The sequence below is a fragment of the Butyricimonas sp. RTP31003st1_G1_RTP31003_210430 genome (genome assembly GCF_040920905.1).
Taxonomy (GTDB): domain Bacteria; phylum Bacteroidota; class Bacteroidia; order Bacteroidales; family Marinifilaceae; genus Butyricimonas; species Butyricimonas paravirosa.
Genome location: NZ_JBCOSQ010000027.1, coordinates 1 through 15,705, shown reverse-complemented (window position 1 = coordinate 15,705; position 15,705 = coordinate 1). Strand labels below are relative to the sequence as shown.

The window sequence follows — 15,705 nt, the reverse complement described above, 5'->3', positions numbered from 1 at the left end:
GTTTTAAAGTGAAATATTTAATCCAAAAGTAAAACTCTTCGTCGGAGGTACCGTTCCGGATCCCAAAGTCATCTGTTCCGGATCCTGGCCTCGTAATTTCTTATTAGCCCACAACCAAAGATTCCCAGCCTCTAAACGCAAACTAACTCCAGACACTCCGATGTGTTTATAAAGATGTTCCGGCAAATTATAACTCAACGAAATATTTCTCATCCGTAAGAAATCACCTGATACCACTCGTAGATCCGCATTATTATACATCTCCCACATATTACTAGATATAGTATATTTCCGTTCCATATCAGAATAAGCCAAGCTCAAATCAGACAAAGCCGGGATATTTGTATTTTCATTTACACCTTTTCTCCAACGGTGTACAAACTCATCTGACATATTTTGTTGTGGTAAAGGCAACATCTGTCCTGTCGATTCATATAAATTATTCAACCGAACTTTTTTACCCACAGAGAAAGCAAACAGTGCATTCAGCGTAAAACCTTTAAAACTGAAATAAGTGGAAAATCCTCCGTTAAAATCAGCCACTCGCTTCCCGGAATAAGTAAATGCTTTAGCAAACATTTCCTCTTTCGAGATCCCGTCCGGCTCATCTATATCTTTAAATTTCGGTAACCCCTCTTCATCCAAACCATCAAACTTATAGGAATAAAAACCATCCAAAGGTTTAGACTCCATGATCAAATTTCCTTGTAAATAATCTTTATAATCATAAGTCTGTGTCTGATTTTTACTAGTCACTTTATTATAATTTTGATACATATTCAAAGAGAGTCCCCATGTAAAATCCTTCGTTTTTATCGGAGTTCCATTTAACGTAAATTCCCAACCCTTATTTTCCACATCCCCCCCGTTAATTGAAACATCTCTTTTACCGGAAACCGTTGAAACTCGTTTAGTTATAATCTGATCTTCACCTTTTTTCAAATAATATTCAGCATAACCACTGATTCTATTATTCAAAAATGCAAACTCTAAAGCTAAATTATAAGATTTTGTCTTTTCCCACTTCAAATATGGATTCTGAAGTTTATTTAAAGATGACATATATTCTTTAGAAACATCATCCATTCCACTCATGGACACGATCAGATCCGGAGTCTGGTCCGAATGTACATTACCTTGTACCCCGTATGATCCTTTCAATGCCAATAAATTCATCCATTGGACATTACGAAAGAACACCTCGTTATGAATATTCCAACGAACAGCTGCAGACCATACTGGCAAGAATTTCGTACTCTTATCCTGTCCAAATTTATTGGATCCATCAGTACGGATATTAAAATTAGCCGTGTAACGGTCATCATAAGTATACGTGAAAGTTCCATAGAAAGAAACCACATTAGTCAAACGATCCACCACCACATCCGGATTAGCCATCAACCATTTGTTATACAAAGGCCATTCTGCCGCATTAATAGCAACAAATTTCTTACCTCTATCCGGCAAATATCCACGTTGCACAGTAGATATTCCATCATATTTTACAGAACGAGCTTCTGATCCCACATTCACGTCTATTTCGTGCGTTTCGTGCAATCTTTTGAAATAATTGAATCCTGCCCTTACCGTATATGTAGATGATAATGTATTATCATTTTTCAATTCCCCACCATAAGGTAAACGGCACCTAGTTTCAATAAAATTACGATCGGTCGGCAATTCATCACCATAATTCACACCCCGTAAATCCGCAATATAATATGATTTCTCGTTTGCCCATTCAGAATCCTTCGTATTAGCTTTTGATAGAGAAAACACTCCGGAGAATGTTAATCCTGACAATATTTTATAATTTACATCTACCATGAAATCAATCGTCTGATTCTTTATCTTTCGACCGGTATTATCTCGTTCATTAAGGATATTATAATTCAAGATAGTTTCATAACCCTCTGTTTTATTATAAAATAAATAAGATCCATCCTCATTATAAGCGGGAATCGCACGAGAAGTATTATAAGCATAACCATATGGATCGATAGAACCATGCAAATATTTCTTTGTTGCCGCGTAAGCCCTCAAAGATAACCCGACATTCAATCTTTTACTCAATTCTAAATTTAACTTCAAAAGAGCATTATAATTCTCCACATCAGAACCTTTCACCACGGCATTTGTATTTGCGTATCCTGCAGAAAAATAATAATTCACAAACTCCGAACCTCCCGAAATTGATAATGAATGTTTATGAGACACGTCCGTTCTAAAAAGCTCATCGTACCAATCAGTATTCACCTTTTCAAGATCATACACCCGATCCACAAATTGTTCTTGAGTAATCCGTTTAGCATACAAATCATACAGAGCTCCCTCATAACCGATATTAGAAGGTTTTATTCCGAACGTCAATCCCCTTTCTTCAATCTCTTTAGACACATCAATTCTTTCTTTGGAATTCATCCGATTCAAATTATTATAACTCGGTCTCAAACTAATTCCCACATTACCAGAATAATGCACTATTGGCTTCCCATATTTACCCTTTTTTGTCGTGATCACAATCACACCATTAGCCGCTTTCACTCCATATATAGCCGTGGCTGATGCATCTTTCAAAACATCTATACGATCAATATCTTCCGGATTAATACTGGCAATTGCATTACCTATCAAATTCACGTTATCCAAACTGTTCAACTCTTCAGCAGAAATAGGCACCGGATCTTCTAAAATAATTCCATCTACCACCCAAACCGGTTCCCGATTTCCAGAAATAGAAGAGGCTCCCCGGATTCGCACTTTCGGGGCCGCACCAGGAGTTGAAGTCGGGTTGATAATATTCACTCCCGCCAATTTTCCCTGTAACATATTATCAATCGAAATAGCAGCACCTTCCTGTAACTCAGATCCCTTCACGCTGATCACGGAACTGGCATTTTTACGTTTATCAATACGTTGATACCCAGTAATAATAACCTCATCCATCGTATTTACTTCCTCCTCCAGCACCACATTAATCGTATCTTTACCCACATATTTCACCTCTTGTGTCTTCATTCCGACAAAAGAAAATTGAAGGACAAAATCTTTCTCTCCTTGGGGAATAGCCAACTTATAACTGCCATTCACGTCTGTAGCCGTCCCTACCGATAACCCTTTGATCATCACTGTTACACCCGGAAGAGGACCCCCGCTTTTATCTGTCACTCTCCCCGTGATCGTTCTTTGTTTTGCCTCTCCATTTCTCTGCTCCATTTCACTCAAATTACGGATCACAATTGTCTGGTCCACGATCTTATACCCCAATCTCGTCCCTTTTAAACAAACTTCCAATATTTCCTGAACGGTCACATTTTTCAGCTCAACCGTTAAGTTATCTACTTTAACTACATCTTCATGACTATAAAGGCAAGTATAGTCACTTTTTGATTCAATAATCTTTAAGACTTCCACCAAAGAAACATGAGCCACATTTACGTTTAACAATGTCTCTTGAGACTTCACCACGGCATTCACTTGAAGCACCGTAAGCAACATAAATAACATGAAAAATTTCATCATAAGACAACATTTTCTCAGGCCAGAACACCAGCCCTTGCATTTGAACTTTTTTTTCATACATTTGTAAATTAGATAAGTTACTGTCCTGAACTCGTTTCAGGCTTAGGCAGGTGATATTGGCGTATCACCTGTTTTTCATTCATTACTTCTTACAAAAACATTTCTATCTTTAATCTTTATATCTATTTTATTTATAAGTTTCAACATACTAACAACCTGCTCCAAATCACTATATCGTTTTATATTTCCTGTGAATAAAATGTCTTTCACCGAAGAACTCTCATAGAACACATTAATATTATACCACCGGGCAATCGTGTTCATGATCACCTCTAAACGTTGTTTCTCGAAAACAAACCTTCCATCTTTCCACGAGCAATACAAAAGCACATCAACGGTCTCAACCGTTGTCTTTCCATCTTCTTTATTCAAGCGCAATTGTTCTCCCGGTTTCAAATAACTATAATTACCTTCCCTTTCAAAAGCAACTTTCCCGTTTACCAAAGTTGTTTCTAAAAAATCTTCATCTTGATAATCCCTTACGTTAAAAGAAGTCCCTAACACACGAATATCACCTTGATGGGTATGAACCACGAAAGGAGCCAAAGAATCCCGGACTATATCAAAATAAATTTCTCCCTTCATAAAAACTTCCCGTTGTCCCTTCTCAAATGTTACCGGAACCCGAATTTCAGATTCTGAATTCATTCTCAAACGACTACCGTCACTTAATAGTAAATCATATTCTCCACCCCGGGGAATCGTAATCGTGTGATAAAGAGTTTCTCCCACCTCTTTCTCTTCCTCATTCTTTCTTGACATCACACTCTTTTGAACAAAAGCTAGAAACGTCGTGTCTGAAATATCTATTTTTGTCCCATCTGGTTCTGTCAATATCGCCTTACAAGATCCCGGTTGTATTTTCTGAACGAAAACAATGGATTCATCTTTAGTATCGTGAAAAAAATAAAAACTTCCACCTAACACAAATAATAATACCACCGCAGCCACATAACGATATAATACCAAAGTTCTTTTCTGACGTTTTGCCTGTTTCACTCGTCCTGCAAATTCTTGGTAAGCTTCTATAGCACTGTATTCCTTGATAAATTCAAATTTGCGAGCGATAAAATCCGGTGATTGATAAAGATTATACAATCGTAAATGCTCGGGAGTCTCATGTTTCCAATTTTCAAGCTCGTTTCGACCGGCATCATCAATTTTCCCGGTTAATTCCGCTATAATCAAATCGGCAATATGAGTAATATGTTTATCCTGCTCCGTCATATTTTCTTGTATTTTATTACAAGACACGGAACATCATAAAAAGTGACAAAAATCTACAAGAAATTTATTAGCAAAAGCAAAAACGGGTGATTTAGTTTTTCTTTCAACTGCTCTTTTCCCCTCTTTTTCTGTTGTTTAACTGCATCAATAGATATTCCCAAACGCAGGGCAACTTCTTTATCACTCAATCCCTCCAAATTCAAATTTATCACTTTCCTATATTTCTCCGGAAGTTCTTCAATGGCTTGTTGCAAACGAATAAAAACTTCCTCCTCCAATACCGTGTTATAAAAGAAATCTTCTGAAACGACCTCCGCTCGATCACGATAACGATCCTCCACTTTCTTATCCCGAATATAATTCAAACATTGATTCTGTACGGAACGATACAAATAAAAACGTAAATCCGTGGTCGCAGAAAATTTATGAGGTGTAGTCCACAATTTAAAAAAAATGTCCTGCACAATATCCTTCGCCACCTCACTCTCCACATATTTACAAGCGATGGCAAGCAATGTATGAAAAAACTCTTCATACAAAATTTTAAACGCTTCTTCATCCCCCTGAAAAATTCGTTTAGCTAATAATCCATTGTCCTTATTCATTCTACACCTTCACATTCTAAATGCAAAGATATGACTTTATTTTATACAGACAAGAGTCGCCCGAAATTCTCGGACGACTCTTTATTTTAAATCCAAATATTTCCTGTTATACCAATATACTACTTGATCGCATTTTTAATCTCTTCCAAACTCGGCCCTGTAATCAACACGTTTCCTTCAGGATCAATCAGATATACCGTTGGTACCCCACTCACCTTGTAATCAGCCCTAACTTTACTTTTCTCGAACCCATCCAGATCTACCAATTGTAACCAAGCGACCTGATCTTCTTCCATTGCTTTTACCCATTTTTTACGGTCATTATCTAAAGAAACCGACACGACATTTACTCCTAGGTCTTTTAATTCCTGATAATGTTTATTAAGTTCTTTATTCTTAGCTCGACAAGGAGCGCACCAAGAAGCCCAGAAATCAATTAACAAATATTTCCCTTTAAAATCCTCTAATGTATACATTCTCCCCTCCACGTCAGGCAAACGAAATACAGGAGCTTTCCCCGTGAGTTGCCGCCCTTGTGCTTGACGATAAGCTTCCGTTATCTTATCTTTCAAATCTCCTTCAGGAATTGAATCTCCTAATGCTTTCATCGCCTTTGTAAAAAAACGATAATCAACCTCACAAAGATACATTAGCTCATTAATAATATTCAAAGCGATTTCTGTTCCTGCAAATTCTTTTATACCTGAAATAACCTGATCATTCCGTAATGCAAACTTCCTTTTCATCTGATCTGAAAGTTGAGCTTTCCGATTTATATCAGAAATAGTATCATAACCATGACTCAATCGGTTATAAGTCGCATCCAATGAATCTATTCGACGCATATACTGTACATACCGATTCTGTAAAGACTCTTTCCTGTCGGAAACAACGAAATACTTATCATTTTCTTTAATCACCCGATAATGCTCTTTTTCAACATACAAGGGAAGATGTTGGTAACCAAAATTAAGCGAGGCTGCTTTACCAGGAATAATTTCTCCGGTTAACAAGAAATGACCACTTGAATCCGCTTGAGTCGAAAGAAAGTATTGACGTCCCGGAGCTGTCGGATATCTTAATCCAATGGTACGTTCTCGCAGAACTTGTTCGCTATGCCCTTCCAATTCAAAAACAGCCTCTCTTTTACAAGCTATCAAGCTCATAAAACACATTAAAATCAAAATATTTTTCCCCATCAAACACATATTTTCAAATTCATTTACTTCAAGTATTTCGTGATTTTCTCCCGAATATTCTCTCCCCGAAGTCCCTTCTCCAATATAATTCCCTCCGGAGAAATCAATATAATAAAAGGAATTCCATTATAATTATATAATTTAGAAGTAATCCCTTCCGGGTCATAAAGTTGCAAATAATCCATATTCTCCTCCTCTAACGCTTTCTTCCAAGCCTTATCAGAATTATCAATAGAAACTCCCACAACTTGTAATCCTTTGTCCTTAAATTCCGCATATACTTTCTTAATATTGGGAATCTCTCGACGACAAGGTCCACACCAAGAGGCCCAAAAATCAATGAGTACATATTTCCCACGAAGAGAAGACAACGCAATTTTTCCACCCGTAGAGGTAATCAATTCAAAATTGGGAGCCTCATGCCCAACTGCACAATTTTTGCCACGCTGAATTAAGTTCTCTAATTGCTTTAACGCATAACAATGCCGAATTGAAGGATCAAATTGATTCCATACTTTTTCTGCCTCATCAATGTTATCAATTCCGAAATAAGACGAAATGATAACAGCAAAAGGCATACTCGTCGTATATTGGGGAAACAGACCAAATATCTCTTCACGTCTTTGCCTCTGTAAAACATCAATCTCATGACTTGCTGCTTTTAATTCTTTCATATTTTCCTCAGTCTGTTCGACCTCGTTATATTCATGAAAAGCTTGATTATAGCGATCATACACCTTCTGAATCGTCAAACTTGATGGCAAAGACTCCAGAATTCGATTATGCTCCTCCCAGCCCGGAGAACCTTTCAACGACTTCAAGCACATCTGTTTGTCTTTGAGTTCTGCCTCGACGGTTATTTTAGGAGAATCAATAAAAAAGTGAATCGTAGGAATTGCCATAGAAGGTCCTAATGGACCCACCGATGGCGCATAAAGAATATAATAACGTAGATCCCCAGTCTCCACTTCTGTCACGATCTCGAAATGATCGTTTTTCGTTTTCGTACGGGTTATTTCACTTCGGTCACTATTCATAAGAATCAATTCTTCATTACCAAGTCCCTTTATAGCACCTTTCAAAGTTACTTTCTCAACTTTAGCCATGAGAGTGGCCGGAACAAGTAATCCGACCACGCACATAAAAAATATAATTTTACTCATCATTATTTATTTTACTTTATACATTACTTTAACCGGTTCGTCAGCAACTCCTTCATAAGGCTTTCCAATAACTTTCCCCGTATCACTATCATAAATATACAAAGAGCCTTTCAGATCGGAACGACTACTATTATAAGTCCCGATATAAAGTTGTTTATGATCTGCAGACTGGCTCATGCATTTAATAATCTCACCATCAGGCAAGGTAATAAAAGCCTTTGATGGAATTTCCGATTGATTGTAAGTCCATTTATATACCATATTCTGATTTCCAAAGAAAAGACAAGAACTAGGATCGTTAACTTCAAATACAGAATTTTTATTGAATAAGGTTGTATTCTCCGTACACTCCCTTTCATACACCACATCCAGTTGCAACGTTTCAAAGCTCGTTAAAGTTGATCCGATCTTAGTTAAATAATACTTATCCTCTTTAATCGTGTAGACCAACATATTCCCATCCACATCGAAAAATACCTGAATAATCTCACGTCCATCAAAATAGTCATAACAAGGGAAATAACTGAAACTAAAATCCGCTGCATTAAAACCACTTGCGTATATCTTACTATTTACATCATCAATAAAAGCGATCACTTTAGAGGCAGAATAATTCGGTCGATCATACGTCCGGGTAAATTTTATATTCTGTGGAAGATCCGTGTACGGGAAAATTTCCAAATCGGCAATTTGTACCTTGGTAACTCCACCGTTAGGAGAGGTACTATAAATTTCACTGCAATACTTGGAATCATAGGAGATTAAATCCTGAGGTATAAAATCATTTCCATAGATAGAGTAATCAAACACATGTACCAACTGAAACGATTTCGCATCTATCTGATATAATTTTTGAGCTTTACCACACATAATATAAAGTTTATCGTACACTTTATCGCAATCAATGGGTCCTTCACCCAATTCTTCTCCATCATTCGTGTAAGCGAAAAGATTCTGCCGAAACTCCGGTTGTAATCCTTGAGCGATTTCTTCCGGTGTCAAAGTCTTCATAAAGGCGAGGCTCCCCTTTCCATCTTCTCTTTTACCCAAGATCAAATATCCTTCTTCGAATTCGGAATTAACAAACACGTGATAATATTTAATATCACTCCCATATTTATTGGTAGTCACCAAACGAAGGAAATAATGTCCCAAATCCGTTGTTTTATATTCCAAATCCGGCTCCGTACTAATCTCTTTAAAGACAGTCGACACCTGATCAGTTACCGCATTTTCCGTGTATTTACCGATACTCCATTGCCAACTGATGTCATCTCCCGTGTAAGAATACTGATTTTTAATGGAAATGTTATCTCCCAAATAGAGATTAATGGTATCCTTCACGTTACTTGTTACCTGAATTTCCGCAATCTCTTTCACGGCAAGAGAAGAATCATCATCATAACAAGAATTGAACGAAAACAGAATAACTAGAAATGATATGATATAATATAATCGTTTCATGGCTTAATTATTAGGATTAGGAATTTGATACATCGGATCATTACTCTCTAAATAATATTCATACATCGGGGTCAAAATATAACGTTTCAAATATCCCTGATACCGATAGATTGTCAATAAGTTCGTTGCCGTTCCTTGATCTAAGTTCTCCCCCCACGTTTTTCGAATAAGTTCATAGATTACAGGACTCTTTTCTTTAGACTGGTGATAAAAATCAACGAACAGAATTAACTTTTCCTGATTATATTCCCCAAGTTTACCGGATTGCCACCACACGGGAGCTTCAATATCCTTGTTGCTAAACAAGATTATACACTCTTTAACATCCGTTGGCACATAATTTTCATTTTCCACCAAACGCAGCGTCAACACATACTCTTTGTTCTTTTCAAGTTGTAACTTGTGAAAATCCAAAGGAACATACGCCACCGCCGAATCTTTGGGAATCGTGTTTTCCTCTGCCAACGTGAAATGTTCTCCTTCTAAAGCTGTCGTCTTCTCTTTCACGATCTCAACTTTAAACGTCTTGTTCTGTGACAAATCCACGAAACCAATTAAATTCACTTCCAAATTCAAATCGACATCTTGATCCCGGGTTAACCCATAAGTAAACTGGACTGAATCCTCCGTAAAAAACAGCTTATCCTTCTGATTCTTATCATATATCTGGTAATCGGTATCTTCACAAGAAAATAACGAAATAAGACCACTAAAAAATAATAAATATACAAATGCTTTTTTCATAGTCATATCGAATTAATATCTGTATTCGGTTTCATTTTCCGGAAGCGGAAGTACATAAATATCATTAGACGCCTGATAGATTTTACCGCTTTTAGGCTCATAAATATTTTGATTATATCTCTTCTGCGTGAAAAAATACTGCCCTTCACAAACAAGCTCTTTCCTTCTTTCTTGAATAACTTTTTCTAAAGTAAGCGTTGCTCCTTGACGATTGGCATACCCTGTAAGCCCTCTGGAAACTAACACTTTGTCGAAATACTTCACGGCCTCAGTCTGATTATCTATACTTAAATAATATTCGGTAATAATGTAATACAATTCTGGCAAACGAAGCATATTCACACCCTTCACTCGGGCATCCGAACGTGTTGCATAATTCAATTCATAAGTATCCAAAACTTTAATACAACGCATACCACTTGCTTCAATGGCACTATAATTCTTAAACCATTTTTCATATCGATAATCCGTACCCTCTTTATCAGCCATGTAAGTATCATCATGATCAGCTTTCAAAAACAAGGAAGAAGTACCTCCGGACAAATAGAGATCAGCCCGAACATTCGTGTAAAAATTGGCAGAAAATAATCCCCAGATTGTTTCTTTAGGAGAAAGAACTCCGTTTATCAAATCCTCAATTTCAGATTTATCAGCCAACTCAAAATATTTACAATCCAAAATCTTTTGGGCATATTCTGCTGCTGTTTTTAAATCTCCCTTCATCCAGTATACCCGAGCTAATATTCCTTGAATAGCATATAAATTCATGTGAATCTGACGATCTTTCAAGAATTCATTATTTTGTTTATCAACCTCCTCAAAATACTCTCCATTTTCCTGCATAATCTCTTCCGCAGCTTTCAAGTCTTCGATAATTCTCCCGTAAGCGGCCTCTGCCGTTAAAAACGGACTAACAGTCAAATCATATTTATCCACGTAAGGAATACCTTGAGCCGAAGGGTTATTCACTATATTCTCACAGAAAAATCGAAGAATGTCGAAATGCATAAAACCTCTCAAAGCCAAACATTCCGCTTTATACACGTTATACAATGGCAAAGAACTCTCACTATGATGGCCCAAATTTTCCAGAATATTATTAACATAGGAAATATTTTTATACATTCCACCCCAGATCTGATCCACCGTCGGACGAACCAAAGCATCCTTATATTCGAAGTTACAAATCTTCAGCGTAACGTCTCCCGGCCAATCATGAAAGAAATATTGCGACAAAACATCATTAAAATTATAGGTCATCGTACGCCCATAAAAAGAAGGCCCGGCTAACGTCGAGTATACTCCGTAAATAGCATCCTCAAAACCTGCTGCATTTTTAAAAAGTTCATTGTTCACCACTTCACCTTCCGGCCTTACATCCAGAAAACTATCACATGAACAGTGAAACGTGAAACAGAAAATAATCAGTATATATTTCAATTTTTTCATGACTCTTGTGGTTTAAAAAGTTGGACTAATCGTAAAAGAAAATCCTCGACTGAAAGGATAAGAAGTTCCTCGCTCGTATTTCACTGTTGACAAACGGGCTATATCATTCATTCCAGCCGATAAGCGTAACCGTTTAAAACCAATTTGTTTAAGCCAATTCGAACGGAATTCATAAGCAATTTCTATCCGGTTAATTTCTAATATATCATCATCCTCTACAAATCGACTACTCTGATAATTGGTCCTTGACTCCGTGTCTGCAATATCCAAATAAGGGAAAAGATCATTCACGTTTGTCCATCTCTCGTCAAACGCCCGTTGATCCACGTTCTTCCTCGGGTCCACGTTTTCAACATTCTCGGCACGAGTTAAATTATAAGTTTGTCCTCCAAATTTATAAGACATACTAATATTTAACGACCAATTCCGAAAAGATAACATCGGGAAAATAGATCCCTCCAATTTAGGAGCCTCATCTCCAATAACAACCTTGTCATCTGTATTATAAGTTAAAGTATACTCTCCGTTCTTGTTGATAAAAACCTCTTTTCCCGTGGCTGGATTAATTCCGGCAGAACGAACCGCATATATCGCTGTCGTGGATTGTCCCTCTTTATACAATACTTTCGGTTTACCGGCACTGGATTCATTAGCCACATCATTAGCCGCTGCCAAGGCATTACTGATTGCCAAAATTTTATTCTTATTGTGAGAACCATTGACTTTCAAGCTAAATCGCCAATCTTTATTTTGAACCAATACGGCAGAAATATCAAACTCGTAACCTTTATTGCGTTGTTTTCCCAAGTTACTCTTGACCGTCGTTTCTCCGATAGATGGCGGAATCGTCTGGTCTATCAACAAATCATCCGTTGTTTTAATATAATAATCAAAAGTCAAACTAAAACGATTATCCAAGAAATCCGCATTCAAACCGATATTATGAGTTTTCGTCGACTGCCAAGTAAGGTCCTTATTCCCCATCTGTTTTGGAACGGCACCCATACCATGTAAATAATAATTATCCTGGTTATAAGTATAGGTCGTAATAGCTTGATAAGACGGGAAAGAAATATTTCCAGTTACTCCGTAAGAATAACGAAGTTTCAACGTACCAAGCCATTCTCTTTGCAAGAACGATTCATTATGCAAATTCCAACCTGCACCAACAGACCAGAAAGGAGCATAACGATTATTCGCCCCGAATTGAGAAGAACCGGAACGACGGATCGTCCCATCAACAAAATACTTATTTTGCAGGATAAAATTAAGATAAGCAAAAAAACCGGCTCTAGTCGTCAGGCTTTGACTACCACTAGGACGTGAATCTTCTTGATACGTTGCGGCATATTGCGGTGAATGTAATTCCGGTTTCAAGAATCCCGTTCCAACAAAACTATGAGATTTCGAATCATCTTTATAAATATCACCACCAACATTCACGGTCAACAAACTGTTATCCCCGATTGGCCGATTATAACTTACAACAAAATTTCCACTCAAATTCAAAGATTTCTTATGACTCTCTAATAACTGTCCCTTTTTCGTCAAATCCTCTTCACTCAGATAAACGGCAGAAGTCGGAGAAGTAAAAATCTCTTGATTGGATTGCCCCGTCACAAGCGAACCATTAGCCGTCAAATACAAACCTTTCATAATATCCCAGCGGATATTAACCGTATTCGTAAATGTATTATCAGAAGTCTTGTCAAAATTGCCACATTTCGCCTCATACAAAGGATTATTGACATCCCATGACAATTTCTGAACAAGAACACCGGTTTCATCGTAAGGACTATCATAAGGATTTAAAGTCACGTAATCGGAAAAGGTCCCATAAGGACTATTTTTTGACTTCACGCCGGAATAATTACTTTGGTAAGAAACCGTTACTTTATTGGCAACGTGATAAGACAGAAATACACTTACACTATACGTATTTCGATAATCGCCCTTCATAACCCCCTTCACATTTCTCAAATTGGCATTCACCCGATAAGTCATATCATTTCCCTTACCGCTAATTCCGATCGAATTACCGATCGTATAACCTGTACGCAAAGGTTTGGACATCCAATCCGTATCCATTCCTTTAGAAATCAATAATTTTTTCCGATTATAATCCTCCAAATCATACTTATTCTCGAAATCATACAACTTGGCCCTTCGTTCAAATTCCAACTTATCCGCCGCATTCAAATAATCATACGTTGTCAAGTCAGGAAAATCAACCGATCCATCCAGATTGTAAGTCAAGCGTAACTTGTCATTCAAGATTTTTTTCCGCTCAATAACGATGACTCCATTGGCAGCCCTCTCCCCATACAAAGCGGATGCCGACGCATCCTTCAACACATCAACTCGTTCAATCTCGTTAATATCAAGATCATACAAATCCCGAAGCGTAATTTCAATACCATCTAAAATAATAATCGGCTGATTCGGATTAACATCCGCCTCGGTAGTCAAAGAAGAAGTTCCACGAATGACAATCTCCGGAAGGTGATTCGGATTCGAACCGGCTTGATTATTCTCCACAAGCTTGAGGCCCGGTGTCAACATCGCTAAAGCACTGATCAAATTCGTGTTGGAAACTGCTTTGATTTCTTCAACTGAAACTGTTTTTACCGATCCGGTAAAACTCTGCTTATTTTTCGTGAAAAATCCGGTAACCACCACGTCATCCAAGGCCGTACGAGACTCCTGCATAATGACATCATACACCTGACGTTCAGGAGTAACCTTAATTTCAACATTTTCCATTCCAACAAAAGAGAAAACCAAGATAACCTCCTTCTGATCCGGCAATGTGATCTGATACGTTCCTGCCGTATCCGTCACGACACCGATAGACGTTCCCTTGATCAAAACCGTTACTCCCGGCAGAGAAGCCTTTGCATTATCAGTCACCCGCCCCCTAATCGTTCGGGCCTCTTTTTGTTGATTTTGGGGAGCCTCTTTAATAATAATCATATTATTTTCGATCTCTGCCACGAAACCAGTACCCGCCAATGCCTTTACCAGAACTTCCGACAACAAAACGTTTTGCATACTCACCGTGATATTTTTCACGGATTTCGTTTTGCTGTAATCATACAAAAATCCCATGTCACACTGGCTCTTGATCGCCCTAATCAATTCCTCGATACTCGCATTCTTTAACTCAATACTTACTCGCTGGTTCTGAGAATGAACCGCCGCATTCAATCCGAAATTGAACACGAACAAAAAAATACAAAGGTGTTTCATTAATAAAAGAATTTTTTGACACCACCTTTTTTGAAAAGGTGTGCACAGTTTACCTCTTTTTTTCATAGATTTGTAGTGTAAAATTAAACAATCCAATAAGCTTGCCGGCTTATATGTGACAGGAGGATATTGCCGTATTCTCCTGTTTCGCTTTTATCTCATTACTTGTACTATCTTTTTATCTATAACAAACTTCACATCACTCGTACGTTCTATCAATTGCAACAGGTAACTGAAGTCATCAAACCGCCTCAGCTCACCAGAGAACAAGACCTCCTTCACGTCTTCGTTTCGATAGAAAACCTCAAAATCATACCACCTAGACAAGGTGGATAAAATATCCACCAAACGTTTCTGTTTAAATACATATTTCCCATTTTTCCAAGCCACGAATTCCGCAACATCCACTTTCTTCTCCGTGGCAACATCACTCTCTTTATTATATACAACCTGCATTCCCGGTTCTAACACAAAACTTTGCTTTCTCCGCTCAAAATCGACTTTTACTTTTCCTGAAACCAACGTCGTGTAATCATTTACCTCACTAGCATAACAACTAATACCGAAACTCGTTCCCAACACAGTCACTTTTTGTTCACCGGAATGAACAATAAAAGGTCTATCCACATCCCGTTGCACTTCGAAATAGGCCTCTCCCTCCAAATACACTTCTCGCATATCATTAAAAAAAGCAATCGGATACCGTAAACAAGATTCCGAATTCATCCATACTTTTGTTCCATCTTCCAATTCGATCCGGTACTCCCCCCCTCTGGGCACGCTCAATTTATTGTACACGATCTCTTGAGGTATTTCCTGCTTGTTACTCACGGGCAGATAGCTCACCAGTGTACTATCAATCTTTATCAGCCTCCCCGTTTTCTCTTGCAACGAGCCTTGTTGCTCTCCCAAATGGTATGTGGACCCATCAGCCATTTCCAAAATAGCATTATACTGTCCCGGCACAATATTTTGTACGGCTATATTCATGTCCTTCCTCGTGTTGACCTGATAATACATTAT

General features: G+C 37.7%; 10 protein-coding genes. All 10 read right to left on the bottom strand.

Going from position 1 to position 15,705, the window contains the following annotated elements; all coding sequences use genetic code 11:
• Positions 1 to 3 precede the first annotated feature (3 nt).
• Positions 4 to 3,522: a SusC/RagA family TonB-linked outer membrane protein gene (locus AB5542_RS10025; RefSeq protein ID WP_340279451.1), complete on the bottom strand. Its 3,519-nt coding sequence runs from the start codon at positions 3,520 to 3,522 to the stop codon at positions 4 to 6.
• A gap of 135 nt (positions 3,523 to 3,657) precedes the next feature.
• A complete protein-coding gene (locus AB5542_RS10020; protein ID WP_279039276.1) occupies positions 3,658 to 4,809 on the bottom strand; it encodes a FecR family protein in 1,152 nt (383 codons plus the stop codon).
• 53 nt (positions 4,810 to 4,862) lie between these two features.
• Positions 4,863 to 5,414: an RNA polymerase sigma factor gene (locus AB5542_RS10015; RefSeq protein WP_279039277.1), complete on the bottom strand. Its 552-nt coding sequence runs from the start codon at positions 5,412 to 5,414 to the stop codon at positions 4,863 to 4,865.
• A 119-nt stretch (positions 5,415 to 5,533) separates the two neighbouring features.
• Positions 5,534 to 6,580 (bottom strand): TlpA family protein disulfide reductase, encoded by a 1,047-nt coding sequence (locus AB5542_RS10010; RefSeq protein WP_288215194.1) that lies wholly within the window; start codon positions 6,578 to 6,580, stop codon positions 5,534 to 5,536.
• Positions 6,581 to 6,636: 56 nt separating this feature from the next.
• Positions 6,637 to 7,776 carry a TlpA disulfide reductase family protein gene (locus tag AB5542_RS10005; protein WP_279039281.1) on the bottom strand — a complete coding sequence of 380 codons (1,140 nt, stop codon included), beginning with the start codon at positions 7,774 to 7,776 and terminating at the stop codon, positions 6,637 to 6,639.
• A 6-nt stretch (positions 7,777 to 7,782) separates the two neighbouring features.
• Positions 7,783 to 9,240 (bottom strand): hypothetical protein, encoded by a 1,458-nt coding sequence (locus tag AB5542_RS10000; protein WP_279039282.1) that lies wholly within the window; start codon positions 9,238 to 9,240, stop codon positions 7,783 to 7,785.
• Between the two features lie 3 nt (positions 9,241 to 9,243).
• Complete coding sequence (locus AB5542_RS09995) at positions 9,244 to 9,984, bottom strand: DUF4843 domain-containing protein (RefSeq protein WP_279039284.1); 741 nt, start codon at positions 9,982 to 9,984, stop codon at positions 9,244 to 9,246.
• 12 nt (positions 9,985 to 9,996) lie between these two features.
• Positions 9,997 to 11,433: a RagB/SusD family nutrient uptake outer membrane protein gene (locus AB5542_RS09990; protein WP_279039285.1), complete on the bottom strand. Its 1,437-nt coding sequence runs from the start codon at positions 11,431 to 11,433 to the stop codon at positions 9,997 to 9,999.
• 12 nt (positions 11,434 to 11,445) lie between these two features.
• The gene (locus AB5542_RS09985) at positions 11,446 to 14,682 is read right to left on the bottom strand and encodes a SusC/RagA family TonB-linked outer membrane protein (RefSeq protein WP_279039287.1); all 3,237 of its coding nucleotides are present in this window, start codon (positions 14,680 to 14,682) and stop codon (positions 11,446 to 11,448) included.
• Positions 14,683 to 14,835: 153 nt separating this feature from the next.
• On the bottom strand, positions 14,836 to 15,705 hold an 870-nt coding region (locus tag AB5542_RS09980), incomplete at its 5' end, for a FecR family protein (RefSeq protein WP_368243049.1).

Excerpts from the sequence above, each read along its gene's own strand:
- AB5542_RS10025 (WP_340279451.1), bottom strand. The coding sequence starts at position 3,522 with ATGATGAAATTTTTCATGTTATTTATGTTGCTTACGGTGCTTCAAGTG.
- AB5542_RS10020 (WP_279039276.1), bottom strand. The coding sequence starts at position 4,809 with ATGACGGAGCAGGATAAACATATTACTCATATTGCCGATTTGATTATA.
- AB5542_RS10015 (WP_279039277.1), bottom strand. The coding sequence starts at position 5,414 with ATGAATAAGGACAATGGATTATTAGCTAAACGAATTTTTCAGGGGGAT.
- AB5542_RS10010 (WP_288215194.1), bottom strand. The coding sequence starts at position 6,580 with ATGAGCTTGATAGCTTGTAAAAGAGAGGCTGTTTTTGAATTGGAAGGG.
- AB5542_RS10005 (WP_279039281.1), bottom strand. The coding sequence starts at position 7,776 with ATGAGTAAAATTATATTTTTTATGTGCGTGGTCGGATTACTTGTTCCG.
- AB5542_RS10000 (WP_279039282.1), bottom strand. The coding sequence starts at position 9,240 with ATGAAACGATTATATTATATCATATCATTTCTAGTTATTCTGTTTTCG.
- AB5542_RS09995 (WP_279039284.1), bottom strand. The coding sequence starts at position 9,984 with ATGAAAAAAGCATTTGTATATTTATTATTTTTTAGTGGTCTTATTTCG.
- AB5542_RS09990 (WP_279039285.1), bottom strand. The coding sequence starts at position 11,433 with ATGAAAAAATTGAAATATATACTGATTATTTTCTGTTTCACGTTTCAC.
- AB5542_RS09985 (WP_279039287.1), bottom strand. The coding sequence starts at position 14,682 with ATGAAACACCTTTGTATTTTTTTGTTCGTGTTCAATTTCGGATTGAAT.